The organism is Dyella sp. CR10 (assembly GCF_055814425.1).
Map to the genome: position 1 here is coordinate 1,565,023 of NZ_CP185986.1, position 25,341 is coordinate 1,590,363.

The 25,341-nt window shown below is 66.8% G+C and carries 30 protein-coding genes; 18 read left to right on the top strand and 12 right to left on the bottom strand.

Annotation, left to right across the window (positions count from 1 at the left end; all coding sequences use genetic code 11):
* Window positions 1-333 precede the first annotated feature (333 nt).
* The 4 genes from ACNR9O_RS07270 to ACNR9O_RS07285 all read right to left on the bottom strand — a co-directional run bounded on the left by ACNR9O_RS07270 (window position 334) and on the right by ACNR9O_RS07285 (window position 4,031).
* On the bottom strand, window positions 334-714 hold the full coding sequence (locus tag ACNR9O_RS07270; protein WP_473681918.1) for a hypothetical protein: 381 nt from the start codon (window positions 712-714) through the stop codon (window positions 334-336).
* A 370-nt stretch (window positions 715-1,084) separates the two neighbouring features.
* Window positions 1,085-1,966 (bottom strand): DUF72 domain-containing protein, encoded by an 882-nt coding sequence (locus tag ACNR9O_RS07275; protein WP_473681917.1) that lies wholly within the window; start codon window positions 1,964-1,966, stop codon window positions 1,085-1,087.
* Between the two features lie 12 nt (window positions 1,967-1,978).
* Window positions 1,979-2,140 carry a hypothetical protein gene (locus ACNR9O_RS07280; RefSeq protein ID WP_473681916.1) on the bottom strand — a complete coding sequence of 54 codons (162 nt, stop codon included), beginning with the start codon at window positions 2,138-2,140 and terminating at the stop codon, window positions 1,979-1,981.
* A 19-nt stretch (window positions 2,141-2,159) separates the two neighbouring features.
* Window positions 2,160-4,031: a thiamine pyrophosphate-requiring protein gene (locus ACNR9O_RS07285; RefSeq protein ID WP_473681915.1), complete on the bottom strand. Its 1,872-nt coding sequence runs from the start codon at window positions 4,029-4,031 to the stop codon at window positions 2,160-2,162.
* An 87-nt stretch (window positions 4,032-4,118) separates the two neighbouring features.
* Here ACNR9O_RS07285 and ACNR9O_RS07290 point away from each other — a divergent pair, with 87 nt between their 5' ends.
* A complete protein-coding gene (locus tag ACNR9O_RS07290) occupies window positions 4,119-4,961 on the top strand; it encodes a hypothetical protein (protein ID WP_473681914.1) in 843 nt (280 codons plus the stop codon).
* Window positions 4,962-5,018: 57 nt separating this feature from the next.
* Here ACNR9O_RS07290 and ku read toward each other — a convergent pair whose 3' ends face one another.
* Complete coding sequence (ku, locus tag ACNR9O_RS07295; protein WP_473681913.1) at window positions 5,019-5,918, bottom strand: non-homologous end joining protein Ku; 900 nt, start codon at window positions 5,916-5,918, stop codon at window positions 5,019-5,021.
* A gap of 158 nt (window positions 5,919-6,076) precedes the next feature.
* On the opposite strand from ku, the gene ligD reads away from it, so the two are divergent.
* Complete coding sequence (gene ligD, locus ACNR9O_RS07300) at window positions 6,077-8,614, top strand: DNA ligase D (protein ID WP_473681912.1); 2,538 nt, start codon at window positions 6,077-6,079, stop codon at window positions 8,612-8,614.
* Between the two features lie 120 nt (window positions 8,615-8,734).
* Here ligD and ACNR9O_RS07305 read toward each other — a convergent pair whose 3' ends face one another.
* Window positions 8,735-9,184, bottom strand: coding sequence for a PA2169 family four-helix-bundle protein (locus tag ACNR9O_RS07305; protein ID WP_473681911.1), 450 nt, complete (start codon window positions 9,182-9,184; stop codon window positions 8,735-8,737).
* Window positions 9,185-9,309: 125 nt separating this feature from the next.
* Between ACNR9O_RS07305 and ACNR9O_RS07310 the strand changes: the two genes are divergently transcribed.
* On the top strand, window positions 9,310-9,468 hold the full coding sequence (locus tag ACNR9O_RS07310) for a DUF3309 family protein (RefSeq protein ID WP_473681910.1): 159 nt from the start codon (window positions 9,310-9,312) through the stop codon (window positions 9,466-9,468).
* Window positions 9,469-9,673: 205 nt separating this feature from the next.
* Here ACNR9O_RS07310 and ACNR9O_RS07315 read toward each other — a convergent pair whose 3' ends face one another.
* Complete coding sequence (locus ACNR9O_RS07315) at window positions 9,674-11,023, bottom strand: sigma-54-dependent transcriptional regulator (protein WP_473681909.1); 1,350 nt, start codon at window positions 11,021-11,023, stop codon at window positions 9,674-9,676.
* Window positions 11,024-11,249: 226 nt separating this feature from the next.
* Here ACNR9O_RS07315 and ACNR9O_RS07320 point away from each other — a divergent pair, with 226 nt between their 5' ends.
* Complete coding sequence (locus tag ACNR9O_RS07320) at window positions 11,250-11,633, top strand: hypothetical protein (protein WP_473681908.1); 384 nt, start codon at window positions 11,250-11,252, stop codon at window positions 11,631-11,633.
* A 22-nt stretch (window positions 11,634-11,655) separates the two neighbouring features.
* On the opposite strand, the gene ACNR9O_RS07325 is transcribed toward ACNR9O_RS07320, so the two are convergent.
* On the bottom strand, window positions 11,656-12,177 hold the full coding sequence (locus tag ACNR9O_RS07325) for a BON domain-containing protein (RefSeq protein WP_473681907.1): 522 nt from the start codon (window positions 12,175-12,177) through the stop codon (window positions 11,656-11,658).
* 154 nt (window positions 12,178-12,331) lie between these two features.
* Between ACNR9O_RS07325 and ACNR9O_RS07330 the strand changes: the two genes are divergently transcribed.
* The gene (locus tag ACNR9O_RS07330; protein ID WP_473681906.1) at window positions 12,332-12,520 is read left to right on the top strand and encodes a hypothetical protein; all 189 of its coding nucleotides are present in this window, start codon (window positions 12,332-12,334) and stop codon (window positions 12,518-12,520) included.
* Window positions 12,521-12,583: 63 nt separating this feature from the next.
* Here ACNR9O_RS07330 and ACNR9O_RS07335 read toward each other — a convergent pair whose 3' ends face one another.
* Window positions 12,584-14,518: a hybrid sensor histidine kinase/response regulator gene (locus ACNR9O_RS07335; RefSeq protein WP_473681905.1), complete on the bottom strand. Its 1,935-nt coding sequence runs from the start codon at window positions 14,516-14,518 to the stop codon at window positions 12,584-12,586.
* 91 nt (window positions 14,519-14,609) lie between these two features.
* Window positions 14,610-15,011: a response regulator gene (locus ACNR9O_RS07340; RefSeq protein WP_473681904.1), complete on the bottom strand. Its 402-nt coding sequence runs from the start codon at window positions 15,009-15,011 to the stop codon at window positions 14,610-14,612.
* A 327-nt stretch (window positions 15,012-15,338) separates the two neighbouring features.
* Here ACNR9O_RS07340 and ACNR9O_RS07345 point away from each other — a divergent pair, with 327 nt between their 5' ends.
* The 4 genes from ACNR9O_RS07345 to ACNR9O_RS07360 all read left to right on the top strand — a co-directional run bounded on the left by ACNR9O_RS07345 (window position 15,339) and on the right by ACNR9O_RS07360 (window position 16,680).
* Complete coding sequence (locus ACNR9O_RS07345; RefSeq protein ID WP_473681903.1) at window positions 15,339-15,566, top strand: KGG domain-containing protein; 228 nt, start codon at window positions 15,339-15,341, stop codon at window positions 15,564-15,566.
* Between the two features lie 225 nt (window positions 15,567-15,791).
* A complete protein-coding gene (locus ACNR9O_RS07350) occupies window positions 15,792-16,097 on the top strand; it encodes a hypothetical protein (protein ID WP_473681902.1) in 306 nt (101 codons plus the stop codon).
* Window positions 16,098-16,140: 43 nt separating this feature from the next.
* Window positions 16,141-16,347, top strand: coding sequence for a DUF2795 domain-containing protein (locus ACNR9O_RS07355; protein WP_473681901.1), 207 nt, complete (start codon window positions 16,141-16,143; stop codon window positions 16,345-16,347).
* 45 nt (window positions 16,348-16,392) lie between these two features.
* Window positions 16,393-16,680, top strand: a complete 288-nt coding sequence (locus ACNR9O_RS07360; protein WP_473681900.1) for a KGG domain-containing protein — start codon at window positions 16,393-16,395, stop codon at window positions 16,678-16,680.
* Window positions 16,681-16,887: 207 nt separating this feature from the next.
* Here ACNR9O_RS07360 and ACNR9O_RS07365 read toward each other — a convergent pair whose 3' ends face one another.
* Entirely contained in the window at window positions 16,888-17,385 is a 498-nt protein-coding gene (locus tag ACNR9O_RS07365) for a hypothetical protein (RefSeq protein ID WP_473681899.1), read from the bottom strand.
* A 131-nt stretch (window positions 17,386-17,516) separates the two neighbouring features.
* Here ACNR9O_RS07365 and ACNR9O_RS07370 point away from each other — a divergent pair, with 131 nt between their 5' ends.
* The 5 genes from ACNR9O_RS07370 (at window position 17,517) to ACNR9O_RS07390 (ending at window position 22,023) form a co-directional block, all read left to right on the top strand.
* Window positions 17,517-18,647, top strand: coding sequence for a DUF3182 family protein (locus tag ACNR9O_RS07370; protein WP_473681898.1), 1,131 nt, complete (start codon window positions 17,517-17,519; stop codon window positions 18,645-18,647).
* A complete protein-coding gene (locus tag ACNR9O_RS07375) occupies window positions 18,634-19,440 on the top strand; it encodes an alpha/beta hydrolase family protein (protein WP_473681897.1) in 807 nt (268 codons plus the stop codon). The genes ACNR9O_RS07370 and ACNR9O_RS07375 overlap by 14 nt, the downstream gene beginning before the upstream one ends.
* A gap of 117 nt (window positions 19,441-19,557) precedes the next feature.
* Window positions 19,558-20,583 carry an SDR family oxidoreductase gene (locus ACNR9O_RS07380; protein ID WP_473700718.1) on the top strand — a complete coding sequence of 342 codons (1,026 nt, stop codon included), beginning with the start codon at window positions 19,558-19,560 and terminating at the stop codon, window positions 20,581-20,583.
* A gap of 19 nt (window positions 20,584-20,602) precedes the next feature.
* Entirely contained in the window at window positions 20,603-21,070 is a 468-nt protein-coding gene (locus tag ACNR9O_RS07385; RefSeq protein ID WP_473681895.1) for a DUF421 domain-containing protein, read from the top strand.
* On the top strand, window positions 21,067-22,023 hold the full coding sequence (locus tag ACNR9O_RS07390) for a cation diffusion facilitator family transporter (protein WP_473681894.1): 957 nt from the start codon (window positions 21,067-21,069) through the stop codon (window positions 22,021-22,023). The genes ACNR9O_RS07385 and ACNR9O_RS07390 overlap by 4 nt, the downstream gene beginning before the upstream one ends.
* 10 nt (window positions 22,024-22,033) lie before the next feature.
* Here ACNR9O_RS07390 and ACNR9O_RS07395 read toward each other — a convergent pair whose 3' ends face one another.
* Window positions 22,034-23,359, bottom strand: coding sequence for an NRAMP family divalent metal transporter (locus ACNR9O_RS07395; protein ID WP_473681893.1), 1,326 nt, complete (start codon window positions 23,357-23,359; stop codon window positions 22,034-22,036).
* A gap of 176 nt (window positions 23,360-23,535) precedes the next feature.
* Between ACNR9O_RS07395 and ACNR9O_RS07400 the strand changes: the two genes are divergently transcribed.
* From ACNR9O_RS07400 to ACNR9O_RS07415, 4 genes are all read left to right on the top strand, one after another.
* Window positions 23,536-24,201: a UdgX family uracil-DNA binding protein gene (locus ACNR9O_RS07400; RefSeq protein WP_473681892.1), complete on the top strand. Its 666-nt coding sequence runs from the start codon at window positions 23,536-23,538 to the stop codon at window positions 24,199-24,201.
* A gap of 162 nt (window positions 24,202-24,363) precedes the next feature.
* On the top strand, window positions 24,364-24,555 hold the full coding sequence (locus ACNR9O_RS07405; protein ID WP_473681891.1) for a KGG domain-containing protein: 192 nt from the start codon (window positions 24,364-24,366) through the stop codon (window positions 24,553-24,555).
* Between the two features lie 83 nt (window positions 24,556-24,638).
* Complete coding sequence (locus ACNR9O_RS07410) at window positions 24,639-25,040, top strand: CBS domain-containing protein (protein WP_473681890.1); 402 nt, start codon at window positions 24,639-24,641, stop codon at window positions 25,038-25,040.
* 42 nt (window positions 25,041-25,082) lie between these two features.
* Window positions 25,083-25,340 (top strand): hypothetical protein, encoded by a 258-nt coding sequence (locus ACNR9O_RS07415; protein ID WP_473681889.1) that lies wholly within the window; start codon window positions 25,083-25,085, stop codon window positions 25,338-25,340.
* The last annotated feature ends 1 nt before the right edge of the window (window position 25,341 follow it).

The following is a 25,341-nucleotide window of genomic DNA, read 5'->3' on the forward strand; positions in this document are numbered from 1 at the left end:
GGCTCATCGATGCGTCTGGTGTATTCGTGTATCGCCCTTTGGGCGAGGGTTTCGGCCCGCTGCCGCGGCCCGGGTTACTTCTCTTTGCTTGCCCAATAGAGAAGTAACCAGGAGAAAGGCACCCCGGCAGATCAAGAGCAACCAGCAAAAAGCAAAAGCGGCAGCGGCGGCCGCGCCGTTCGCTCGTGGCTGCTTGCGGCTGCATCGCACTTCCCTTTCACCCCGCCGAGGGAGAGGGCGGGATGCTTGCCGTGGCGCTGATCGACGCGAAGGAGCAAACAAAAAAGGGCGCGGCCTTCGCCGCGCCCTCGATTACGTCAAACCGCCTGCTGGTCAATTGATCCGCGAGCTGCACTCCACCGGATCGCTGCAGGTCGAATCGACCGCCTGCATCGTCATCACGCCGTTGGCTTGCGGCGTCACCTGCAGCTGCACGGCGCTGTCGTGGTAGACGATCTCGCCGCTGGTGTTTGCCGGCGCCGGCTGCGGATCCTGCGGCGTGGCGACGCGGGCGGCGTCGCTGCCGATGGGCAGCACGAGGAAGTTGCCGCCCTGCGCGGCGAAAGCTGCGCGTACGTTGCCGCGCAAGTCGTTGAGCTGTACGTAGCGGATACCGTCGCGTTCGAATACATAGACGTGCCAGCGCGGACTCGCGCTCACGTCCTGGGCATTGGGCCACGCCTGGCCGAGGCCAGTGGCACGTTTGTCCGCCATGGCAGGTCCGCAGACCGCCATCCCTGCGAGCAGCGCGAACGCCGCAAGCGCTTGATAACCCCGAATCGGCAGATGCCGCATATGCGTCCCCTCCATTGCTAACCGATCTTAGGAAGATGCCGTAAGTAAGCACCTCATTTCAACAAGCACCACAGGGTGGTGCTGTGCAGTGGTTTGCGCTTCCGCGCGCGAACTCTCAAGAGGCAAAGTGTGAACTACGTCATAGGATTGATCAAAACATCGCCAACGTGGCGTGAATTCGAGGTCCAGAGCGCATTGACGAGCGCGCGCCGGCGCTGGTTCGTCTGCTAACGAATATTCGGCACCTCACTGAAGATCGCAGCCACATCCCGGCGCGTCCATGCAGGCGTCAGCCGCCACGCCGTCCCAACCGTTTCGCCAGCGCCATCGCATCGAAAGGCGCACGCACCTTCTGGTCGTTGTCGAAATACACGTACACATCGCGCGACTGGCGCCTGGGAGGCGCAGCATCCGGCGCCGCGAGATGCGCGTCGCGCGGCTGCGAACCGGACATCCACGCGCGCAGGCGTCGTTCCCAGGCGCGCAATGCCGCCGTGCTGTAGCCGCTGGCATAAAGCTCCTCGTCGCCGTGCAGACGCAGGTACATGAAGCCTGCGGTGACGTCTTCCAGCAGTGGCCAGCGGCTCGCGGTATCGGCGACCACCAGGGCCACGCCATGGCGGCGCAGCTGCGCGATGAAGGCTGGATCGCGGAAGCTCTCGTGGCGCACCTCCAACGCATGGCGCAGGCGTCGTCGTCGATCGGTCTCGAGCGCGACACGATCTCTGTCCATGGCGCCGTGGCGCTTGGCTAGCGCGACGGCCTGCTCGGTGTTCGCCGGCAACTGGCGCAGGAAGTCCTCCAGCACGTCCTGGTGGTAACGCAGGCTCGGCGGCAGCTGCCACAGGATGGGGCCGAGCTTGGCGCGCAGGCACAGCACGCCGGAGGCGAAGAAATTGGCCAGTCCTTCTTCCACATGACGCAGGCGCCGCACGTGAGTGACGTAGCGCGGCGCCTTCACGGCGAAGACGAAGCCACGCGGCGTGGCATCGCGCCAGCGCGCGTAGTACGCCGGGCGCTGCAGGCTGTAGAACGAGCCGTTGATCTCGATGCTGGCCAGCTGCCGCGAGGCGTAGGCCAGCTCCTCCCGCTGCGGCAGGTCTTCCGGATAGAACACGCCGCGCCACGGCGCGTAGCGCCAGCCGGAAATACCGATGCGTGCACGTGCCATGCGGCGGCGGCCTCAGCGAATGCCGGTGTCGCGCTTGGCGGCCTTGTCGGCGACTTTCTCGCCCTCGCGGATCTTGCGGTCGCGATCTTTCTGTCCCTTGCGGTCCTGGCGAGCCACGGCATTCACGTTGCGATCGCCGCTGCCGTGGGGCCGGTCGGCGGGTGGCTTGGGCATGACGGTTACCTCTTCGCTCTCAATCGTTGGCGCCGAACAGGCCGGCGAGCACTTGCCGTGCGGTCTGGCGCAGTACTCCACCGGCATCGCTGTCGCCTTTGCTCAATGCGGACATCAAGTGGCGCGCCTGTTCCCAGTTCACATGCGGCGGAAGCGGAGGCACATCCGGATCGGTGATGGCCTCCAACAGCACCGGACGGTCCGCGGCGAAGGCCTCTCGCCACGCGTCTGCCAACTGCTCGGGCCGTTCTACGCGTATGCCGCGCATGCCCAGCAGCTCGGCGTAGCGCGCATAGGGAAACCGTTCCACCTGCTGCGCGGCATCGAACTTGGGATCGCCGGCCAGCGCGCGCTGCTCCCACGTCACCTGATTGAGGTCGTGATTGGCCACGACCAGTACAACGAAGCGGGGGTCGCTCCAGGCTCCGCTGTATTGCTTGACCGTGATCAGCTCGGCATTGCCGTTCATCTGCATCGCGCCATCGCCAACGATCGCCAGCACCGGCCGGCCCGGCCACGCCATCTTGGCGGCGATGGCATAAGGCAGACCGCTGCCCATGGTCGCCAGTCCTCCGGACAACGAAGCCATCATGCCCTCGCGCAGCCTGACGTCGCGCGCGTACCAGCCGGTGTGCGAGCCGCAATCGCCGCAGATGATCACGTTGTCCGGCAGTGCCGCCGACAGCTCACGGAAGACGCGCTGCGGGTTGATCGGGTCGGCCGGCGCCAGCGCGCGAGCTTCCAGCAGGCGCCACCATTTGCGTACATCCAGTTCGATACGCTCGCGCCAATCGGGATGGCGCTTCTCGTGCAACAGGGGCAGCAAGCGTCGCAGTACCGCCGCTGCATCGCCGACGAGGTTCACTTCCGCCGGGTAGCGCAGCGACATGTTGCGAGGCGCGATGTCGATCTGCACTGCGCGCGCCTGGCCGTCCGGCGGCAGGAATTCCGAGTACGGGAACGTGGTGCCGATCATCAGCAAGGTGTCGCAACCATTCATCAGATGCCAGCTGGGCTTGCTGCCGAGCAGGCCGATGGGGCCGGTCACGTAGGGCAGATCGTCCGGCAGCACCGCTTTGCCCAGCAGCGCCTTGGCCACGCCGGCGTCGAGATGCTCGGCCAGCGCGCGCACTTCCGTACCGGCGCCGAGCGCGCCCGCGCCGACCAGGATCGCAACCTTCTCGCCGGCATTGATCACCGCCGCCGCTCGTTCCAGTTCCGCCGCATCGGGTTGCGCGTGGGGCAGGGCCGGCCCCACGCCCGAATACACGCTGCCGTGCTTGCGCGGCGGGCTGGGTACGGCCGGCAGCAGTTGCAGATCGTGCGGCACGATCACGCAGCTGACGGCGCGCTCGGCTTGCGCGATGCGGATCGCGCGATCCAGCACGTGGCGCACCTGCGCCGACGCGGTGATCGTCTGCACATAGGCGGCGACATCCTTGAACAGCGCCTGCAGATCCACTTCCTGCTGATAATCGCTGCCCAATGCGGATCGCGCCTGCTGTCCGACGATCGCCAGCACGGGCATGTGATCGAGCTTGGCGTCGTACAACCCGTTGAGCAGATGGATGGCGCCGGGACCGGACGTGGCCAGGCATACACCGATCTGGCCGGTGAACTTGGCGTGGCCGCAGGCCATGAACGCTGCCATCTCCTCGTGCCGCACGCGCACGTAGTCGAAGCGATCGACGGCTCGGCCCAGCGCACCCATGAGGCCGTTGATCCCATCGCCCGGATAGCCGAACACGCGCCGGATGCCCCAGGCGCTGAGGCGTTCGAGCATGAAATCGCCGACGGTATGCATGCCGCCGGAGTGTGGGTGCGCATGGTTCAAGCGCGCGGCACGACGGCGTGAACAGGCTGGTGCACGCTGCGCGCGCCGCAAGTTCATGTCGTCACGCTCTTCACAGCCAGCGGACAACGCATCGACTTCGTGCTGACTAGATTTCCAGCTCACCTGGACAAAGGGAGCCAACGCATGAATCAAGCAACCAGGCACTCGACGGCTCGCGCCGCAGTGAAGTTTTCGACGGCCGTCCTGCTCGCCTGCGCCGGTGGCACCGCCGCGGCGCAGCAGTCGCCCGCGCTGGACAACGTAAGCGTGTGGCTGGGCGGCTACTACGCCATGACCGATACCAAGGTGGGCGCCAGCGATCCCGGTCGCGGCCTCAGTGGCCATATCAATCTCGAGGACGACCTGGGCTTTCCCGATCACAAGTTCAGCCCGCGCGCACGCGTGGACGTGCTGATCGGTGAGCATCAGGGCTTTTCGTTCGACTACTACCGCATCGATCGACGGGAAACCCGCTCGATCAGCCGCGCCATCAGCTACGGCGGCTACGATTACGCGGCATCGGCGCGCGTCAGCGCCAAACTCGACTTCGATTTCGGCAGCGCCGCTTATCGCTGGTGGTTCGGCAGCGGGCAGGGTGTGTTCGGCGTCGGCGTGGGCGCGGCCTACTACGGGCTGAGCACGGGTCTCAGCGGCGAAGCGTCGGCCCTCGGCCAGACGGTGCAGGCGTCCACGCACAGCCGCGACAGCGCATGGGCGCCGATGTTGCAGCTGGGCTGGCGCTACGCGATCGACGATCAGTTCCGCCTGTACGCGGATGCGTCGGGCGTGAAGAAGGGCGGCGGCAAGCTGGCTGGCCATATCTGGAACGCCGCGGTCGGGCTGGAATGGTTTCCGTGGAAGAACGTCGGCCTCGGCGCCGAATACGGCTACACGGACATCAAGATTAAGCGCAACCGTCGCAGCTATGACGAGCGCTTGGACATGAGCCTGAACGGGCCGTCGGTGTTCGTGCGGTTGAGGTTCTGACGGGCGGAAACGGGAAGCGGGGAAGGCATGACGTCATGCAGGCCGTTCCCCGTCTCTTCACCGCTTCTTGTGTCCAGCCCGTTTCGTCGCCGTCTTCTTCGCGGCTCCCGCGGCCTTCTTCCGGGGTGCTTTCTTTGCCGTCTTCCTGGCGGCCGGCGTGCGCTTGTTCTCGGCCAGGCTCTTCTGCAACAGCGACATGAAGTCCACCACGTTGGTGGTTTCCTCCATCGGCTCTTCCTCGTGTTCGACCGGCGTTACCACGCCCTTGGTCTTCATGCGCTTCTCGATGGTCTGTTTCAGGCGGACGCGGTATTCGTCCTTGTAGTCGGATGGTTTCCAGGCCGTGCTCATGGAGCCAAGCAGCTGCTCGGCCATGTCCATCTCGCGCTCGGAGACGCGATAGTGCGATGGCGCTTCGTCGGGGATGTTGTACTCGTCCATGTCGACCAGTTCCTGCGGATAGCGCAGCAGCAGGAGATACAGCGCGGCGCCGCGCGGCATCACCGCGCACAGGTATTCGCGCGAGCGGATCACCACGCGGGCGATGCCCACGCGGCCGGTGCGCGACAGGATCTCGCGCAGCAGCACATAGCCTTTCTCGGCCTTCTTTGCCGGCACCAGCACGTAGGGCTTCTCGAAATATTCCGGGCCTACCGAGGCGGCATCGACGAACGCCTCGATCTCCACCATTTCCTTGCTCTCCGAACGCGCGGCCTGGATATCTTCCGGCTCCAGCACGACGTAGCTGCCCTTCTTGTACTCGAACGCGCGCACCACATCTTTCCACGGCACTTCCTCGCCTGTCTCGGCATTGACGCGCTCGTAGCGGACAGGCGCGTTGTTGCGCGAATCGAGCATGCGGAAATGCAGGTCGACGTTGCGCTCGGCCGGCATCAGCGACATCGGGATGTTGAGCAGGCCGAACGACAGGGAGCCGTTCCATAGAGGGCGAGGCATGGCACACCTTCGGTCACATCGGTAACGGCTAGCAAAGCCCGCGCACGGTAAAGCGCGCGTGACCGCAACGTATGCAGGGCGCTATCGCGCGCCTTGTCGACCTGATGGTCACGGTCGCGGGGCTACGTTGGCTCGGGCCGCCGGCTTCGGGTCATGCCATGAAACTTCACGACTACCGCCGCAAGCGCGATTTCCGCCAGACCGCCGAACCGCCGCCGGCCGCGCCGGCCAAGGCCGGGGGCAGCATCTTCGTGGTGCAGAAGCACGCCGCACGGCGCCTGCACTACGACTTCCGCCTGGAAGTCGGCGGCGTGCTCAAGAGCTGGGCGGTGCCCAAGGAGCCGAGCTTCGATCCCGGCGTGAAGCGCCTGGCGGTAGAAGTGGAAGATCACCCGCTGGCCTATGCCGATTTCGAGGGCGATATCCCCAAGGGCAACTACGGCGCGGGCCACGTGGATTGCTACGACCGCGGCGTATGGTCCACGGATGGCGACGTGGCGCAGCAGCTGCGCAAGGGGCACCTGCGCTTCACCTTGCACGGGCGTCGCCTCAAGGGCAGCTGGCATCTGGTGCGCAGCCACCGCAAGGAGCGCCAGCCGGCGTGGTTCCTGATCAAGGCGCACGATCGCTATGCCAGCGAGGAAGGCAAGGCTCCGCCCCCCGCGCCCGCCCGCAAGGCGCGCAAGACCGCTACGCCGAAAAGCACTGCCACACGTCGCGGCGGCAAGCGTGCGACGCGGTCTTCCCTGGCCACGCTGGTGAAGCAGGCCGCCGCGTTGCCTGGCGCGCGCAAGGCCAGCATCGCGGCCGAGTTCTTCGCGCCCGAGCTGTGCCGGCTGGTGGAGCAGCCGCCGCGCGGCGCGGACTGGCTGCACGAGGTGAAATGGGACGGCTATCGCCTGCTCGCCGGCGTGGCGGACGGCCAGGTGCGCCTCTGGTCGCGCAACCGGATCGAGTGGACGGCGCGCGTGCCGGGCATCGTGCAGGCGATCGAGGCGCTGGGGCTGGACAGTGCCCGGCTGGACGGCGAGCTGATCGCGGTGAAAGACGGCCATAGCGATTTCGGCGTGCTGCAGCAGGTACTTTCCGGCGAATCCAACGCGCCGCTGATGTACGCGGCGTTCGACCTGATCCATCTGCAAGGTTACGACCTGAGCCGCGTCGCGCTGCGCGAACGCAAGGATCTATTGCAGCGCTTGCTGGCCGGCGCGCCGGACACGGAGGGCCTGTTGCTGTTCAGCGCTCATCACGTGGGGGAGGGCGAGCGGATGCTGGGGTTGGCCGCGCAGTGGAAGGTCGAGGGCATCGTGTCCAAGGCGGCCGATTCGCCGTATCGCGGCGGTCGCGGCGACGACTGGCGCAAGGCCAAGCTGCTGCAGAGCGACGAGTTCGCGATCGTCGGCTTCACCCCCGGCAAGGGTACGCGCGAGGGCTTCGGCTCGCTGCTGCTGGGGCGGCCCAACAGCAGCGGCGGCTGGGATTTCGCCGGTCGCGTCGGTACCGGTTTCGGCGCCGGGCAGCTGCGCGACCTTGCGCGGCGCCTGCGCCGGCTGGTCCGGCGCCAACCGGCAGTGGAGGCGGGTACGATCGATCCGCTGCTGCGCCAGGCCACCTGGGTCACGCCGGAGATCGTGGTCGAAGTGTTCTTCCGCGGTTACGGCAACCATGGTCTTCTGCGGCAGCCGAGCCTGAAGGCGGTGCGCATCGACAAGGACATCGCCGATCTCAAGCACCCGGACCGGGCCGCGCCCGCGAAGAAGACCGTCAAGTCCGGCACGAAACGCGGCAGCCGCGCTTCCGTCAAGGCAGAGGAGCCAGCCATGGTGACCATCACCCATCCCGACCGCGTGATCTTTGCCGATCTCGGCGTCACCAAGCAGGACGTCGCCGATTACTACGCGGCGGTGATGACGGCGTTCCTGCCCGGCGTGAGCGGTCGCCCCGTATCCGTGCTGCGCTGTCCGGAGGGTATCGCCGGCGACTGCTTCTTTCAGAAGCACATGATGCAGGGACTGCGCCATGTGCATGGCGCGAAGCTCAAGGAGCAGCGTGGCGCCAGCGCGGTCTATTTGTGTCCGGACAGTGCCGAGTCGGTGCTGGAACTGGTGCAGTTTGGCGCCATCGAGTTCCATCCCTGGGGTGCGCTGGCCAGCGATCCGGATCGTGCGGACATGCTGGTGTTCGACCTGGACCCGGCGCCTGACGTGGCGTGGCCGCGCGTCGCGGAGGCCGCGCGGCTGGTGCGGCGCCTGCTCCGGCAGGTGGGCCTGCAATCGTTCCTGCGCGTCACCGGCGGCAAGGGCCTGCACGTGGTGGTGCCGTTGCGTCCGTCGTGCCCGTGGGCGGCGGTCAAGGGCTTCGCGCATGCCTTCGCCGATGCGCTGGCGCGCGCCTGGCCGGAGGAGTTCATCGCGGTGGCGAGCAAGGGGCGGCGCGGCGGCCTGATCTTCATCGATTACCTGCGCAATGCACGCGGCTCCACCAGTATCGCCTCCTACTCGCTGCGTGCGCGCAAGGGTGCGCCGGTGGCGATGCCGGTGCGCTGGGAAGAACTGGGCAAGTTGAGCGGCGGCGACGCCTTCGACATCCACACCGCCGTGCAGCGCCTGAAGCGTCAGCGCAAGGATCCGTGGGCGGGTTTTCGGGAGATCGCGCAGAGCGTCGAAGACGTGGATGCGAGCCTGCTGTCGATGTAGCCGGCATGTGCTTATTCTCGCCTTGGAGGAGAGCACCGGGTGTGGACAGCGAGGACCGCGGCTTCACCGCGCTGCAGGCAGCCCTCTCCCCGAAGGGAGAGGGAGCAGAAGAAAGAAACCTCATCCGTGCAGCATGTGCTTCATCCGGCTCATCTGGTCATGTCCGCTGCGTACCGAGAGGTTGGCGTCGGCGATGATCGCCTTGGTGTCGCTGGAGAGTTCGCGATCGTCGAGCGCGTCTTCGAACTTGTGCTTGATGTGATCCTCGCCGCGCTCGACCTCGTCGATCACGGCGGTGTCGCTGTCGGTGAGGCTGTTGCGCAGGTTGGTGAACACGCGATGCGCGGAGGCGAGGATCGTGCCGCTGTCCTCCGGCTTGCCGCCGAGGAAAGCCACCCGCTGCTGCAGTGAACCCACCACCTGCTCACGCTCGCCCGCGCGGTCGCGGAACAGGTTCGCCAGCTGAGAACTCTTTGCGTCCTTGGCAGCCTCGGCGTAGCCGTCGGCGCTGTCGAGCGTGGTAGCGATGAGGTCGTTGAGTACCTTGACGTCATGTTCGTTGGTGGTCATGGAAAGCCTCCGGTTGGGAAGATGAACAGGGAGTGGCGGGCCGGTGGCTCACCGGGCGGGAGGCGATCGCGTGGCATGGTTACTGCTGCGCCATGGACACACCCACGAAGATGAGGAGAAGCGCCATGTCACTTTCCCTGATCCTTCTGATCGTGCTCGTCCTGTTGCTGATCGGCGCGGTTCCTACCTGGCCCTACAGCCGATCCTGGGGTTATGGACCAAGCGGCGGGCTGGGCATCCTGCTGGTCATCGTGATCATTCTCTTCCTCGTGGGCGTGCTGTGAGATGCGCCTGTTCCGACCGGCGGCGCTGCCGCCGCTGATCCCGTCGCAACATCCATGCCAGCGCCCGCTGTCGCGTGAACCGCGGCCGGCGGGCGCCTGCATGGGCGAGCTATCGCCTGCGCTTGAAGATAAGTGCATCGAGGGGAAGAAATTACATGGGCGCGCACACGGATGTGCAGTGAGCGTGACGACGCTTTCGCCGCGCTCACTGCTTCTGCGCCAGGCTGTCGCTGGAGGCGTAGCGGGCAAGCTTGTTGTAGATGGTCTTGAGGCTGATGCCGAGCACTTCGGCGGTGCGCGCCTTGTCGTTATCGAAGTACTCCAGTGTGCCGAGAAGTACGCGCTTCTCCATTTCATCCAGCGACAGGCCGACGTGCATCTCGAAGCGTGCGCGGTCGCGCAGCGGCGCGCCTATCGTGTCCAGCTCCGCCGGGATGTCGATGCTGTCTTCGGCCAGCACGAAGGCGCGCTGGATCACGTGCCGCAGCTCGCGCACGTTACCCGGCCAGTGATGGGCCATGAGACGGGTCATGGCGTCTGGAGAAAACGCCTTCTCGGTGCCGTAGTGTGCGTTGAGTCCATCGAGCAAATGGGCGGCGATGTAGGGAATGTCTTCCGGGTGCTCGCGCAACGCCGGCATGCGGATGGGAAAATCCATCAGTCGGTAGTAGAGATCCTGGCGAAGCACGCCCTGATCCACCGCCTCGGCCGGCACGCGATTGCACGCGGCCACCACGCGCACGTCGACGGCGTGACTCTTGTGAGCGCCCACGCGGGTGACGCGCCGTTCCTCCAGCACGCGCAACAGGTGTGTCTGCAGCGCCAGCGGCATCTCGGTGAATTCGTCCAGGAACAAGGTGCCGCCCTGCGCCTGCTCGAAATAGCCTGCATGATCGCGTACCGCACCGGTAAAGCTGCCGCGTTCGTGACCGAACATTTCGCTGGACAGAAGCTCCGGTGCCACCGCGCCGCAATTGACCGCCACGAAGCGACCTTGACGTCCGCTCAGATCGTGCAATGCGCGCGCGGCCAGCTCTTTGCCGGTGCCGCTTTCGCCGTGGATCAGTACCGTCACATCCATCGGCGCGACGCGTTCGATCTTCTCGAACAGCGAGCGCATCGCGCGGCTGTGGCCGATCAGTTCGCCGCAGCGCGCGCTGCAGCCTTCGGCCGCCTGGCGCAATGCCGCGCTGGCGCGGGCCTTGTCGAGCAGTTCGTCCAGCTTGTCGCCGCGGATCGGCTTGACCAAGTAATCCGCTGCCGGCAGGCGTACGCTGCGGATCGCGCTGTCCACCGTGGGATAGCCGGTGACCACGATGGCCTGACCGTGGCGCGACAGTTCGATGCGCTCGAGCAGATCCAGGCCGCTGCCGTCAGGCAGCGATACGTCCACCAGGGCCAGATCGTAGACGTGCGCGGCAGCCGCGTCGCGGGCGGCGGCGACACTGGTAGCCGCGACGACCTTGCAGCCTTTGAGCTTGGCATGCGCCGTGGTGGCCTGGAGGTATCCGGGGTCGTCGTCAATCAGCAGGATCGTCGGTGCGATAGCGGTCATAGCCTTCTCTAGGGAGGATGCAGCCGCCTGGGTCGCGCAAGGCGCAACCTCCATACCGTGTTGCCTCGTGGAGCGGCGGCTACCACTTGGGGAAGGCATGGTGCGCGTCATCGGGTGCACATGCCGTCTAATTCGTGTGGATATGCCGCTAGAGCACGATTGCGTCGCGCTGGCATACGCCTTGCTGCCTCTCGTACGTCGATCGATGAAGCGAGGAGCGGGACGGATGCGAGATCTGCCGGTGGTGGTGCTGGTGCACGATACGCTGGGTGATGTGGAGCGGGCCGCAGGCCGATTGCGCGACGCGGGCCTGCGCAATCCGATGGCTCAGCTGCGCAGTCTTGGCGAGTTCGCGACGTGGCGTGCGCATAACACCGGCGAGATCGCCTTCCTGATCGTGCATGCCGGCATCTGGCGCGATACGGGCCAGTGCGAAGCCCAGGAGCGACTGCCGGCCTATCCGGCCTTCGTGGTGGAAACCATCGGCAACCGGCTGATGGCGTCGATGCGCCTGGCGCCAGGCAGCGCATCGGTCGCGCCGATGCCGTTCGACGCACACGCGGTGATGCGTTCGCTGCACGCACTTGGCCTGCGCTGGCTGGTGGTGTGATGTCCCCGCTCGGTACGCCTGTTCAGTACGCCGTGGTGTCCCGGTTTCGCACGTGCAGGCGATTCTCCACCTCGCGCGCGCCGTGCGTGCTTTCGGCGATCGCCGCGGCGTCACGCCTTGCCTGACGCGACGGGACCGAGCCGGCCAGGATGACCAGCCCTTCCTGCACACTTACATCGATGTCGCTGGCATCCAGGTCCGAATCGCAGGCGAGGCGCTCGCAGATGCGGTCGAGCACTTCCTCGTCGGCGGGCGCGGCGCGGCGCGGGCCCTGACCGCGGAAATCTCGCGGCGTATCGCCCCAGCCCGGCGCATGCCCGCGCGAATAGCCGCGGGCGTAGTCGGTCGGATCGCCAGGATATTCGCCGGAGGGGCGCGGCCGTGCCGGGCCGCCATAAGCGCGCATGTGGCGTTGCTGCGCGGCCGGATAATCGTCGTCGCCCGAATCGGCATAGCCGCCGTAGCTCTCCGGGCGGTTGACCCAGCGAGGCTCGCGTTCATCTTGCCGGCGCGGATGGCGATCGTCGTGACGAGTGGGTTTCATGATGCGCTCCTGACATGTCGGCGGCGGTGCCGCTTGCAGGCATACAAACGCCGTGCCAAGCGGCACGATGTGCGTTCACGCCATACCTTCGTCGATTGCATCGCCGCTTCACGCGCACGATTCCATGCTGCGAACCCATGCGGAGGATCCAGGTATGAGCGAACGTGATCGCAAAGACATCAAGCATCCCCTGGACGCGCCGCCGAAAGAGCGCGAGACGGCCTCGGAGCGCGAGGCGCGCAAACGGCGCGAGAGCGAAAACCAGGATCACTCGCTGGAGGAGACCTTTCCGGCCAGCGATCCGGTGTCTCCGTTCGTACCTGCCAAGCCGCCGAAGGACTGAGTCGCGCCGGCGAAAACAGGGCGGTCGTCATGAGGCGGCGTGCTTCGCCGACGCCGGCAGGGTTCACCCTGTCCGCGCCAGCCCATCGATCTTCGTCAGCAACGCGCCCATGTCGAACGGCTTGGTGAGCATGTCCGAGCGCTTGTCCAGCGGTTCGCCGTGCTGCAGCACCCAGATATCGGTGTAGCCAGTGGTGTAGAGCACGCGCAGGTCGTTGCGGTGAGGCGGGGCTTTTTCCATCATCGTGCGGCCATTGAGACCGGGCAGGCCGATATCGGCGATGACCAGGTCGAGCGGCCGCCCCGAGCGCAGCACTTCCAGGCCGCGAAAGCCGTTATCGGCCTCGATCACCTCGAAGCCAAGCTCGCGCAGGCGCAACGCCACCGGTTCGCGCAGCGCCGGCTCGTCCTCCACCAGCAAGATGGCGGCAACGCCATCCAGCTTGCGTGGGCGGGGCGTCTCATCCGCGACGACATCGTCGGCGTCGCGTGCGGTCGGCAGATAGAGCGTCACGGTCGTGCCGTGGCCAGGCTCGCTGTGGATACGCACGGTGCCACCCGATTGCACGGCGAATCCGTACACCATCGACAGTCCGAGGCCGGTGCCGTGTTCCTTGGGCTTAGTGGTGAAGAACGGATCCAGTGCGCGCTTTAGCGTTTCCGGCGCCATACCGCAGCCGTTGTCGGAGACGGCGATCACCGCGTAGCTGCCAGGGCCGAGATGGGCGACGAGCGGCTGATGCAAGGGGTTCTCGATCTGTCCCAGCGCGATGGTCAGCCGGCCGCCGTCCGACATGGCATCGCGCGCATTGATCGCCAGGTTGAGCAGCGAGCTTTCGAAGTGATTGGGATCGCAGCGCGCCAGGCAGGTATCCGGGGGGAAATCCAGGTGCAGCGCGATCAGCTCGCCGATCGTCTGGCGCAGCATCGGCTCCATGCCCAGGATGGAGTCGCGCAGGTCCACCGTGCGCATCACCAATGGCTGTCGCCGCGCGAAGGCCAGCAGGCGATGGGTGAGGGCGGCGGCGCGGTCGGCCGCGCGACGCGCACTGTCGATGAAGCGCGTGCTGTCCGACGGGTTGTTCTGCGATATGCGCAGGCGCGCCACTTCCAGCGAGCCGACGATGCCCTGCAGCAGATTGTTGAAATCGTGCGCGATGCCGCTGGTCAGCTGGCCAAGCGCTTCGATCTTCTGCGACTGGAACAGCTGCGCGCGGATGTCTTCCAGCCGGCGCTCGTTCTCCTTGCGTTCGGAGATGTCGCGGGTGACCACGGCGAAGCCGAGCAGGCGATCGGACTGATCGTGCACCGCGTCCATGATGACGCTGGCCTCGAAGCGGGTGCCATCGTTGCGCACCTGCCGGCATTCGATCGCCGCTTTGCCGGCGAGCCGCGCCTCGTCCTGAAGGTGGCGGGGCATGCCGGCTTCGATGTCTTCCGGCGTGAAGAACAGCGAGAAATGCCGGCCCACCACTTCCTCGGCATAGAAACCCTTGATCCTGCGCGCGCCGACGTTCCATTCCGTGACCTGGCCTTCCACGTTGAGCATGCAGATGGCGCAATCGGAAACGCTGTTCATGAACAGCCGGAAGCGCCGCTCGCTTTCGCGCAGCTTTTCCTCGGCCTTGCGCCGGTCGGTCATGTCGCGCAGCACCTTGGCGAAGCCGACCAGATGGCCTTCCTCGTCGCGGATGGCATCCATCGCGACGTGGGCCCAAAAGCGATGAGCGTCCTTGCGCACGCGCCATCCTTCCTCCGCGTGGCGCCCCATGCGCGCCGATATCGCCAGCGCATGCTGCGAGCGGCTCGCCTTGCGGTCGGCCGCCGTGTAGAAGAGCGACACGTGGCGGCCGATCACGTCGTCGGCGCGGTAGCCAAGGATGCGCTGCGCACCTACGTTCCAGCTGGTGACCAAGCCATCGCGATCGAGCATGTAGATGGCGTAATCCTCGATCGCGTGGACGAGCAGGTCGTAGCGCGGGCTCGCGAAAGTTGGCATGGGCGGCTCCTGAGACACGGCCCGCACGTTTGGCCGGACGGTAATGCGCGGTATCCGGGGCGCGACGGCCGGATGTCCTTGACGGGATCTTCTAGAGGAAGGCTTGCATGCGTCGCGGGGCCTGCGCTTCCGCGACGGAGCGCTGGCGCGCTTCGACGATCGCCGCAAGCAGCTGACGGCGGCCATAGGGCTTGGGAAGAAAGGCCGCGTGCGGGTGGTGCCATCCGCCGAACGGGTCCATATCGCCTGAGACCACCACCATCGCGGCGCGCGAGCCCTGCTCGAGCAACTGATCGACCAGGGCAGTGCCGCTCATGCCGTGGCCGAGGTTGACGTCGGTAAACACGACATCGATATCGTCGCGCGACAGCGCCAACCGGATACCTTCCTCGGCATTGCGCGCATTGAGTACGTCGTACCCCGACGAACTGAGCAGCACGCTGGTGACTTCGAGGATCTCCGGCTCGTCTTCGATGACAAGAATGATGGACATGCGCTTGGACTTGGGACCGTCGGCAGCATCGGCGATATAGCGAGCACGACTGTCCTACCTCCCGAGTCACGGGAACGTGATGGCGCCCACGTCAGTCTTCCGACACGCTCCGCGAGACCCGTCGGCGCAACGCACGAAAGTCGCACACGGAAAATCGCCCAGCAGCCTCTTTTCGCCTAGTCGCTTGGCCACGGTCGCCAACCGCGCGCCACCAAACGCACTTACCAGCACAGCAGTCGCCAACCCATCCTTATGGCATCCCCATTGCTAACTGCCAAACGTGCGACCACCCCGGACGCACGACCCATCCTACTGAGGAGAACCGACATGACAGGCAAGCAAAAAGGCCAAGGCGACATGAGCGTCCGCGAAGCCGGCCGCCGCGGCGGCGAAGCGCGCAAGGAAGCGCTGGGCCCCGAGGGCTACGCGAAGCTAGGCAGGCAAGGCGGCGAAGCGCGTAAACAAGCGCTCGGCGCCGAAGGCTACGCCGAACTCGGCCAAAAGGGCGGTCATCGCGTGCGCGAGCTGATCGACAAAGGCAAGTCGGTCGAGTGAGTGCAGCGGCACGCCTGGGCGGTCGTGCACCAGGCAGCCGCCGGCATGGCCGCGAACGAATTACCAAAGCCGCCAACTTTTACAACGTCGCGCTGACGCCTCCGCGCGATCAGTTGCCCACAAGACACACGCCGATGCCCGCACCGCGATGGCATGGCGGTTGCAAAACAGCTCCTGCGCGGTGACGCAGTCCGTGCATTCCATTCCACAGCCACTGGAGGAAACATGGCCACCAACGAACGAAACCACGGCAGCGGCAAGGGTGACATGAGCGTGCGCGACGCCGGTCACAAGGGCGGCGAAACCCGCAGAGAGGCGCTCGGTCCCGAGGGCTACGCCGAACTCGGCAAGCAAGGCGTGGAGGCGTTGCGCGAACAGCGCGGGCCCGACGCCATGTCGCAGATCGGCAAGCAGGGCGGCGAAGCCCGCAAGGAAGAGCTGGGGCCGGAAGGCTACTCCACGCTCGGCAAGCAAGGCGGGCATCGCGTGCGCGAGCTGGTCGAGAAGGGCAAGCAATCCGAGGGCGAGTGAGCGTGCCGCACGCGCCTGCCGATCACCACGGGAGGACCATCCCATGACACGAGGTATCGGGGGGCATTCCCCCGCCAACGTGCAGAAGTATCTGCACGACGTCGACTACCCGGCCAGCAAGCAGGACCTGCTCGAGCAGGCCAGGCGCAACAGCGCCCCGCAGGACATCCTGGACACCATCGAACGTCTCCCCGAAGACCGGTTCGGCGGACCCCAGGAAGTCATGAAAGGCTACGGCCAGATCGAGTAGCAACCCCAGGCAGAACCCACATACGACAAGCTAACGAGGTGCATCATGGCTAGCAAAGATCAAGACAAGGGCTCGATGAGCGTCCGCGAGGCCGGCCAGAAAGGCGGCGAGATCCGCAAGGAACAGCTCGGCCCCGAAGGTTATTCGGAGATGGGCAAGAAGGGCGGTGAAGCCCGCAAGGAAGAGCTGGGGCCGGAGGGCTACTCGGCGCTCGGCAAGCAGGGCGGCGAAGCGCGCAAGGAAGAACTCGGTCCCGAGGGCTATTCGGAACTCGGCAAGCAGGGCGGGCATCGCGTCCGCGAGCTGATCGAGAAGGGCAAGCAGTCCGAGTAAACATCACTGCCGGCAGGCGCAGACTAGCCTGCAAGCCGCCGTGCGGCGTACGCCACGCCAGGTGGCGACGTGTCGTGCGGCGGCGCTTTGTCGTCTGGAGATGATGCACGTCTGTCCCGGGACGGCACGGCCTTATCCGGCGTGCATGGAAAGATCTTCCGCGGCAGGCAAGTTTTTCAGTGCATGCCCTGCCGATACCGCTGCGGTTTATGACAGCGCCGAGGGCGTATCGAACGGCAACCTCGTCGCGCCGATTCGCCTCAGACCACCGTCCGCGCGCGCCAGCGCGGCATCCTCACCGTCCAGTACCAGCAGAATGCGGCCTTCGCGGACCTCGCCCTCGAACTTGCGCCGCACCGGGTCGGGCACCGCGGAGCCGGCCAGGGCGCTGGACCATGCGCCCATGCTGGCGCCGATCAGCGCCATCGCACCCGCACCCGCCAGCGTGAGGCCGATCGGCGCGATCGCCACCGCCACCAGTCCGGCCAGGAGACCCGAAGCGCCGCCGATGGCCGCGCCGCGGACGGCGGCGGGATAGAAATCGTTGGTGACCACCTTGCGCTCCTCGGGGATGGCTTCCAGTTCGATGTCGTCGCGGGCGACCAGCGAAATATCGTCGTGAGCGATACCGGACTGGCGCGCGATCTTCATGCCTTCCTTGACCATGTCCATGCCCGTGGTGCTGTAGACGTGTCGTGTCTTCATGGCTTTCCTCGATGCGTGAGTGGGTGGCGATGCATTCACATGCCATGCGCGCGGCGGCGGGAACACTGTGCGCCCGGCCGTGGCAGGGCATTGCCGCCGGCCGTTCGTTCGCCAGGAGGATCCGCGTGTCCATGGCCGAGAGCTCCCCGCATCAGCGCGATGCAAGACGCGTGCTCGTCTACGCCCCCATGGGGGAAACACCCAGCGGACACGAGCTGGCTTCCCACCTGTGGGTGGCCGAGCGCCTGGCCGGCCTGCTCGGCATGAGCTACGGCGGCATCGGCCGCGACACCGAGCGCCATCCACGCGGCGCGCGCTACGTGGTGCCGTACCGCACCTTGAGCCTGCGCGAGGCGCGACGCTTCGGCATCGAGAGCGCGGGCGACCTCTTCGGTGGCGCGGTGAGCCAGGCCTTCATGGGCACCAAGCTCATCACCCACGGCCTGCCGCGCGCCGGCGCGGTGGCTCCGGCGGGCTGGTCGGAGGCTTTTGCCGAGAAAGTGCGCGACGTGGTGCTGCCGGGTTATTCGGTGTTCACCGCCGCGGATCTGCGCGAAGCCGCGGGCGCGCTGTTGCGTGAAGGCCGCGTGCGCATCAAGTCGCCGTACGACAGCGGCGGCCTGGGCCAGCGCGTGATCGACACGCTGGCGGAGCTGGAACCGCTGATCGAGGCGCGCGGCCACGGCCCCTGGCTGGAGGACGGCCTGGTGGCCGAGCGCAATCTGAGCGACGTCGCCACCATTAGCGTGGGGACGGTGTTGCTGGACGGCATCCAGGCCAGCTATGTGGGGCGCCAGCGCGCGGCGCGCAATCATGACGGCGCCATGGTGTACGGCGGCACCGATCTGCTGTGCACGCGCGGCGATCTCGAGGCGCTGCGCCAGCTGCCCTTGACCGGCGACCAGCGCCTGGCGGTGGAGCAGGCGCGCTGTTACCACGACGAGGCGCTGGCGTGCTTCCCCGGCACCTTCGCCTCGCGCGCCAACTACGACGTGGCGCAGGGCAGGGATGACGGCGGTCGCTGGTATTCCGGCGTACTGGAACAGTCATGGCGCATCGGCGGCGCCAGCGCGGCCGAGGTGGAAGCGGTGAGCGCACTGCTCGATCATCCGTCGCGCCGCGCGGTCTGGGCGGCTACCCGCGAGAGCTACGACCCGGCCGAGACGGTGCCCGAGGACGCCAAGATCGTCTTTCGCGGCGGCGATCCCGACGTCGGGTATCTGGTGAAATACGTGAGGACAAGACGCAGTGCCGGTACGTGACGACGTCATCCACATCACCATGCGCGGCCGCGATCTGGCGGGCACGCTGATCTCGCCCGCGCCGCGCATGCCCGGCGTGCTGATGGTGCACGGCTGGGGCGGCAGCCAGCGGCAGTATCACGACAATGCACACCAGGTCGCGGCGCTTGGTTGCGTATGCCTGACCTTCGACCTGACCGGTCACGTCGCCACCGCCAGCCAGCGCGACACGGTCTCGCGCGAAGAGAACCTGCACGACGTGCTGGCTGCCTACGACTTCCTGGCCGCGCATCCATTGGTGGAGCGCGATTCCATCGCCGTGGTCGGCAGCAGTTATGGTGGCTATCTGGCTGCGCTGCTCACCGAGCACCGGCCAGTACGCTGGCTCGGCCTGCGCGCGCCGGCGATCTATCGCGACGACGACTGGATGGTGCCAAAGCGCCTGTTGGCTCGTGTTCAACATCTGGCCGAATACCGCCGGCAACCCATCGAAGCGGAACACAACCGCGCCTTGCGCGCCTGCACGCAGTTCACCGGCGATGCGCTCATCGTGGAATCCCAGCACGACGAGATCGTGCCGTCGCCCGTGCTCGCCAGCTACCGCAAAGCGTGCACGCACACGCACTCGCTGACGTACCGCGTGATCCAGGGCGCCGATCACAGCCTCACCGGCGAGGATGCGCGCGAAGCCTATGCCTCGATCCTGGCGCACTGGCTGGAGGAAATGATGCTCGGCGCGAAAGGCCAGGTGCGCGCGGCGTCGGCCAAAGTGCGTGGCAGCGAGAAGCATGCATTGCCGTTGCGGCGTTCGTAGTCGGCATTCGCCCGCGGCTCGCCTGGCGTACACGCTATCGCGCTGCCGTTTTGACAGCGCATTTATCGCGCGCAACCGACCATCGAAACAGCGAAGACACGCCACTGCGGCGTCGTCATGCACGAGCCCGCCGCGAGGAGAGCATCGATGGCCACCCGTACCCGAGCCAAAGCCGCAAGCGCCGCCAACCGTCAACGCGCCGTGCAGCGCGATATCGACGAAAAAGATGCGGCCAAGACGCGCAAGCCCGACGCCAAGAAAACCGCCAAGCCGAAGCAGGCCGGTGCGCGCAAGCATCCTGAGACGCCGCTGCCGCCGCAGCACCAGGCCAAGCCCGGCAAGGAGCATCAGCTGCAGCCGCGCCCGCAGTTCAAGGCGCCGGCCTATGTCGGCAGCGACAAGCTCAAGGGCATGGCCGCATTGATCACCGGCGGCGACTCGGGCATCGGCCGTGCGGTGGCGGTGCTGTTCGCGCGCGAGGGCGCGGATGTCGGCGTGGTGTACCTGGACGCGACCGACGACGCGGAAGAAACGCGCCGCCATGTCGAGAAAGAGGGCGGCCGTTGCCTGCTGATCCAGGGCGACGTGGCCGATCCGGATTTCTGCCAGCACGCCGTGGACGAAGCCGTCGAAGCCTTCGGCCGGCTCGACGTGTTGGTCAACAATGCCGCCTTCCAGGAACACGCCGACTCGCTGGAGGACATCACCGAAGCGCACATGGACCTGACCTTCCGCACCAATCTCTACGGTTACTTTCATATGGCGCGCGCGGCGCTGCCCTACATGAAACCTGGCGGCAGCATCATCAATACCGGCTCGGAAACCGGTCTGTTCGGCAATCCCAAGTTGCTCGATTACTCGGCGACCAAGGGCGCGATCCATGCGTTCACGCGCTCGCTTTCGTCGAACCTGGTGCACAAGGGCATCCGCGTGAACGCCGTGGCGCCGGGGCCGGTATGGACGCCGCTCAACCCCGCCGACAAGCCCGCCAAGGGCGTGGCGACGTTCGGTGCTTCCAATCCCATGGGCCGCCCCGCGCAGCCGGAGGAAGTGGCCCCCGCCTACGTATTCCTCGCGGCACCGAGCTGCGCCAGCTACATCTCCGGCGCGATCCTGCCCGTGATGGGAGGGCCGACCGGCTGAGCACAATGGCGGAGGCGCCATGAGCCTGTTCTCCCTCACCATGCCCTGGTACATGTTCGTGATCCGGGGCGCCATCGCCTACATCGGCTTGCTGGTGCTGCTGCGGCTGGGCGGCAAGCGCACCTTCGGTGAGTTGTCCGCCATCGACATCGTGGTGCTGATCCTGGTCGGCGGCACGTTGCGCACGGCGATCGTGGGCGACGACAACTCGCTGCTGGGCGCCTTCATCGGCGTGGGCACCATCCTGGCGCTGGACCGGTGCATCGCTTTCTTCGCCGCGCGCGCGCCGCGGTTCAATCGCCTGGTCGAAGGCCGGCCGGCCGTGCTGGCGCGCTATGGGCTAGTCGATCGCGAGGCGCTGCGGCGCGATAACGTGCCGATGGCCATGTTCGAACGTGCGCTGCGCTCGCAGGGCGTGCGGAGCATTGGCGATGTGGTCGAGGCGCGACTCGAGCCAAACGGCAAGATCACCGTCGTGTCCCGATGAACGGCGCGAACGCGGGCGACCATTGGCGCATGGCGCGCGAGCGGCCATCGCGGCGCGTGATCTGGGCAGCGCTGATGGGCAACGGCGCGATCGCCGCCACCAAGGCCGTGGCCGCCTTCGTCACCGGCAGTTCGGCGATGTGGAGCGAGGCCGTCCATTCGGTGGTGGATACCGGCAACCAGCTGCTGCTCCTGCACGGCCTGCGCCGCGCGGCGCGTCCGCCCACGTCGCGGCATCCGTTCGGCCATGGCCTGGAGCTGTATTTCTGGGCCTTCATGGTGGCGATCCTGATCTTCGGCCTGGGCGCGGGCGTGTCGCTGTACCAGGGCCTGGAGAAAATCCGCGACCCGCATCCGATCCGCCACGTATGGGCCAGTTACGTGGTGCTGGGTGCCGCGGCCGTGTTCGAGGGCAGCGTATGGCTGCTCGCCTTGCGCACGTTCCGCCGCCAGACACGGCATCTGACCTTGCTCGAGGCGGTGCGGGCGAGCAAGGATCCGACCATCTTCACCGTGCTGTTCGAAGATACCGCCGCGTTGCTGGGCATCCTGGTGGCACTGGCCGGCGTGACCGCATCGACGCTGTCCGGCAATCCGCTGTACGACGGCCTGGCGTCGCTGGTGATCGGCCTGATCCTCGCCGCCACCGCGCTGTTGCTGTCCAACGAGTGCCGCAGTTTGCTGGTGGGCGAGGCGGTGAGCCCCGACGTGGCGGCGGACGTGCGGCGCCTGGTGCTGGCGCAGGCGGAGGTCAGCGGCATCAACGAACTGCTCACCATGCACTTCGCTCCGCGCGAAGTGCTGCTGAACATCAGCCTGTCGTTCGTCCCGTCGTTGCCGGCGGCGGCGATCCAGGACGCAGTGAGCCGGATGGAGGCGCTGATCAAACGCCAGCACCCGGAGATCCGTCGCGTGTTCATCGAGGCGCAATGGGTGCCGCGGACGAACGGTTGAGGCGCGGCGCTCACCGGGGCAGAACGGCAAATCCCAACTGCCCCGGCAGCGTTGCGAACATCACCGCATCCGCGGCCGCCATCACGGCGACAGCCGCCCATCCGCCCCAGCGCACCCAGGCCGCCACGCGGCATTCGCCCATCACCCGCGCATCGCCGGCCAGCAACAAGATCACGGCCATCAGCGGCACCGCCGCCACGCCGTTGATGACCGCGCTCCAGAACAGCGCCTTGATCGGGTCGATCGGCGTCAACGTCAACGCCGTACCCAGCAGCACCGAAGCGATCAGCGCGCCATAGAACGCCTTCGCCTGGCCGGCCGTCTTCTCCAGCCCGACCGGTCGCCCCCATGCGTCGGCGAGGAAATACGCCGTCGATCCGGCCAGCACCGGCACCGCGAGCAGTCCCGTGCCGACGATGCCGGTGGCGAACAGCGCGAAGGCGAGCGGACCGGCCACGGGTCGCAGCGCGGCGGCGGCATCCACCGAACTCTGGATATCGGTCTTGCCGTGCGCATGCAGCACCACCGCGGCGGTGAGCATGATGCAGAACGCCACCGCGTTGGAGTACACCATGCCCACCATCGTATCCAGGCGGATGCGCCGACGCGCGTCGGGTGCTTGCGCGGGCGCCATCTTCAGCGGCGTGCGGCGCCGGCTGTGGCGCAGCTCCTCCACTTCCTGCGCGGCTTGCCAGTAGAACAGGTAGGGACTGATGGTGGTGCCCAGGACGGCCACGATCACCACCGCATAGTCGGCACTGAAGACCGGACGCGGCGCGACCAGCGCGATCAGCGCGTCCTTCCATGGCACCGTCACCACGAACAGCGTGCCCACGTAGGCGAACAGGCTGAAGGTGAGCACCTTCAGGTACGGCGAGTAGCGCGAGAACGGCACGTACACCTGCAGCGCCAGCGACACCAGCGCGGCGATCGCGCTGTACAGCAGGCGCGGGCCGCCGGCCAGCAGCTGGATCGCCGCGCCCATCGCGGCGATGTCGGCGCCGAGGTTGAAGATGTTGGCGATGGCGACCCACACCGCCAGCATGCGCACCAGCCACGCAGGAAAGCGCTTGCGCATGCTATGCGCCAGGCCCTGGCCGGTGGTGCGGCCGATCAGTGCGCAGGCCGCCTGGATCGCCACCATCAGCGGAATGGAGACAAGCACCGACCACAGCGTGGCGAAGCCATACTTCGCGCCGGCCTGGGAATACGTGGCGATGCCGCTGGGATCGTCATCGGCCGCGCCAGTGATCAGGCCGGCACCCAGGCGCTTGAGCCAGGAGCCGGCGGCGGGTGCGTGCGGCGCATCAGGACGCGGTGCGTGGCGGGTAGGCATAGGGCGCTGGCCAGGGAAGGGGGCGCCAGCTTCCGTCGCACGCGTTCTCGCATGCGTGAATTCCATGCGGTCGCGCGGTGAGCGCGCCGTGCTCCGGTCCGCTGACGGAACCTCGACTCCGGCTTCAGACGCGTTGGGCTAGGACCGGTGGCGACTTCGTTTGCGCGGGTATCGCCATGCCATCACGCAGGACTCAAGCGACGCTCGCCGCGCCACAGATCCCTCTCGCCCGGCCGCCGGAAAAGCTTCCCACCGGTTCACTCGCCACCGTGCGGCGCAAGGCGCTGCATTGTCATGACTGCCCATTGTGGGAGCACGCCACGCAGACCGTGTTCGGCCGCGGGCCCGCCCATGCGCAGGTGATGCTGGTGGGCGAGCAGCCCGGCGCGCAGGAAGACTTGAGCGGCGAACCTTTCGTCGGGCCGGCAGGGCGCGTGCTGAATAAGGCGCTGGAAGAGGCGGGCTTGCAGCGCGATACGCTGTATCTGACCAACACCGTCAAGCATTTCAAGTATGAGCCGCGCGGCAAGGCGCGCCTGCACAAACGGGCCAGCGCCGCCGAGCAGGCGGCGTGCCGCCAGTGGCTCGCGGCCGAACTGCTGCGCGTGCGGCCGCGCATCGTGGTGGCGCTGGGCGCGATGGCGGCACAGGCGCTGTTCGGCGCGCAGTTCCGCATGACGCGTCAACGCGGCCAGTGGCTGCCGTTGAGCGCATCCGCCGAAGGATTGTCGACCTGGCATCCCTCTTATGTGCTGCGCGCCCGCGACGAAGCGGCGCGCGAGCGCGCCTACGCCGAGCTGGTGGCGGACCTGCGCACGGTGGTCGCGCGACTCGCGGCTTAGCCGACCATGGCATGAACACGCGCGCCGCTGTGGAAGAGGCCGTTGACCCCATGCAGCCATAGTCTTCAATCGCCGCCACGCACCATGCATGCGTGCGGAACGCTCGGGCATGGGCCCGGCCATCCACGGTTCCCGCGCATCTTTCGATACCGGAGAAAAGGCATGAACGACAGCAAACGTGGTTTCGGCTCGATGGACGAAAAGAAACAGCGCGAGATCGCCAGCAAGGGCGGCAAGGCCAGCCATGGCGGCACCAGCCAGGAAGACACCCAGCAGGGCAAGAGCGCCGGCAGCCGCGGCGGTACGCACGAGCAGCAGGTGCGCGCCGGCGAACAGAGCCACAAGAACCGCTGAGCACGCAGACAAGCCGGGACCGCGGAGCGCCGCGGCCCCGTGGAGGCAAGCGATGAAGGCAAGCGATGAAGGCAAGAGACATCATGACCCCGCAGCCGCGCTGCTGTTCGGCCGACGACACGCTGGAACACGCCGCGCGCATCATGCTCGAGGAAGACGTGGGCGAAGTGCCGGTGCTCGATGCGCAGCGCCACCTGGCCGGCGTCATCACCGACCGCGACATCGTCGTGCGCTGCGTCGCCAGCGGGTATCGCACCGACCGGGCCATGGTAGGGCAGTGCATGACCGCGCCGGCGCGGACCTGCCAGGACGATGCGTCGCTGGAAGATGTCGCCAATCTGATGAAAGGCGAACGCATCCGCCGCGTGCCGATCGTCGATAGCAACGGCGAGATCTGCGGCATCGTCGCGCTGGCCGATCTGGAGCGCACCAACGCCCGCTCGCTCAAGGCGGAGGTTTCCGAGCGCGTATCCGCGCCGCATTGAGCGCCGGCACGAACCCGATCCACGACCGAAGAGGTTCTCCCCATGAAACGCTTAAGCGCGTATGCGATCACGCTTCTTTCCCTCACCGTCCTGGCCGCTGGCGGCTGCCACAACAAGGACGATCAAGGCATGCAGCCGGGCGCGTCCAGTCCGGCCGCGCCGGCGACCGCGCCGGCCGCGACGCCACCGCCTCCGCCAGCTAACCCCAATAGTTCGAACCTGCCGCCGCCCGGCGGTTCGGCTCCTCAACCCGGCAACAGCGCCACGGCGCCCGCGCCTTCGACGACGTCGGCGCGCTGAT

Coding starts and splice junctions, on each gene's coding strand:
- ACNR9O_RS07415 (WP_473681889.1), top strand. CDS start 25,083: ATGAAACGCTTAAGCGCGTATGCGATCACGCTTCTTTCCCTCACCGTC.
- ACNR9O_RS07315 (WP_473681909.1), bottom strand. CDS start 11,023: ATGACCGCTATCGCACCGACGATCCTGCTGATTGACGACGACCCCGGA.
- ACNR9O_RS07285 (WP_473681915.1), bottom strand. CDS start 4,031: ATGAACTTGCGGCGCGCGCAGCGTGCACCAGCCTGTTCACGCCGTCGT.
- ACNR9O_RS07340 (WP_473681904.1), bottom strand. CDS start 15,011: ATGTCCATCATTCTTGTCATCGAAGACGAGCCGGAGATCCTCGAAGTC.
- ACNR9O_RS07390 (WP_473681894.1), top strand. CDS start 21,067: ATGAACGGCGCGAACGCGGGCGACCATTGGCGCATGGCGCGCGAGCGG.
- ligD (WP_473681912.1), top strand. CDS start 6,077: ATGAAACTTCACGACTACCGCCGCAAGCGCGATTTCCGCCAGACCGCC.
- ACNR9O_RS07350 (WP_473681902.1), top strand. CDS start 15,792: ATGGCCACCAACGAACGAAACCACGGCAGCGGCAAGGGTGACATGAGC.
- ACNR9O_RS07335 (WP_473681905.1), bottom strand. CDS start 14,518: ATGCCAACTTTCGCGAGCCCGCGCTACGACCTGCTCGTCCACGCGATC.
- ACNR9O_RS07330 (WP_473681906.1), top strand. CDS start 12,332: ATGAGCGAACGTGATCGCAAAGACATCAAGCATCCCCTGGACGCGCCG.
- ACNR9O_RS07360 (WP_473681900.1), top strand. CDS start 16,393: ATGGCTAGCAAAGATCAAGACAAGGGCTCGATGAGCGTCCGCGAGGCC.
- ACNR9O_RS07365 (WP_473681899.1), bottom strand. CDS start 17,385: ATGAAGACACGACACGTCTACAGCACCACGGGCATGGACATGGTCAAG.
- ACNR9O_RS07345 (WP_473681903.1), top strand. CDS start 15,339: ATGACAGGCAAGCAAAAAGGCCAAGGCGACATGAGCGTCCGCGAAGCC.
- ACNR9O_RS07410 (WP_473681890.1), top strand. CDS start 24,639: ATGACCCCGCAGCCGCGCTGCTGTTCGGCCGACGACACGCTGGAACAC.
- ACNR9O_RS07370 (WP_473681898.1), top strand. CDS start 17,517: ATGGCCGAGAGCTCCCCGCATCAGCGCGATGCAAGACGCGTGCTCGTC.
- ACNR9O_RS07405 (WP_473681891.1), top strand. CDS start 24,364: ATGAACGACAGCAAACGTGGTTTCGGCTCGATGGACGAAAAGAAACAG.
- ACNR9O_RS07270 (WP_473681918.1), bottom strand. CDS start 714: ATGGCGGACAAACGTGCCACTGGCCTCGGCCAGGCGTGGCCCAATGCC.
- ACNR9O_RS07305 (WP_473681911.1), bottom strand. CDS start 9,184: ATGACCACCAACGAACATGACGTCAAGGTACTCAACGACCTCATCGCT.
- ACNR9O_RS07395 (WP_473681893.1), bottom strand. CDS start 23,359: ATGCCTACCCGCCACGCACCGCGTCCTGATGCGCCGCACGCACCCGCC.
- ku (WP_473681913.1), bottom strand. CDS start 5,918: ATGCCTCGCCCTCTATGGAACGGCTCCCTGTCGTTCGGCCTGCTCAAC.
- ACNR9O_RS07380 (WP_473700718.1), top strand. CDS start 19,558: ATGCACGAGCCCGCCGCGAGGAGAGCATCGATGGCCACCCGTACCCGA.
- ACNR9O_RS07320 (WP_473681908.1), top strand. CDS start 11,250: ATGCGAGATCTGCCGGTGGTGGTGCTGGTGCACGATACGCTGGGTGAT.
- ACNR9O_RS07280 (WP_473681916.1), bottom strand. CDS start 2,140: ATGCCCAAGCCACCCGCCGACCGGCCCCACGGCAGCGGCGATCGCAAC.
- ACNR9O_RS07400 (WP_473681892.1), top strand. CDS start 23,536: ATGCCATCACGCAGGACTCAAGCGACGCTCGCCGCGCCACAGATCCCT.
- ACNR9O_RS07385 (WP_473681895.1), top strand. CDS start 20,603: ATGAGCCTGTTCTCCCTCACCATGCCCTGGTACATGTTCGTGATCCGG.
- ACNR9O_RS07310 (WP_473681910.1), top strand. CDS start 9,310: ATGTCACTTTCCCTGATCCTTCTGATCGTGCTCGTCCTGTTGCTGATC.
- ACNR9O_RS07275 (WP_473681917.1), bottom strand. CDS start 1,966: ATGGCACGTGCACGCATCGGTATTTCCGGCTGGCGCTACGCGCCGTGG.
- ACNR9O_RS07290 (WP_473681914.1), top strand. CDS start 4,119: ATGAATCAAGCAACCAGGCACTCGACGGCTCGCGCCGCAGTGAAGTTT.
- ACNR9O_RS07355 (WP_473681901.1), top strand. CDS start 16,141: ATGACACGAGGTATCGGGGGGCATTCCCCCGCCAACGTGCAGAAGTAT.
- ACNR9O_RS07325 (WP_473681907.1), bottom strand. CDS start 12,177: ATGAAACCCACTCGTCACGACGATCGCCATCCGCGCCGGCAAGATGAA.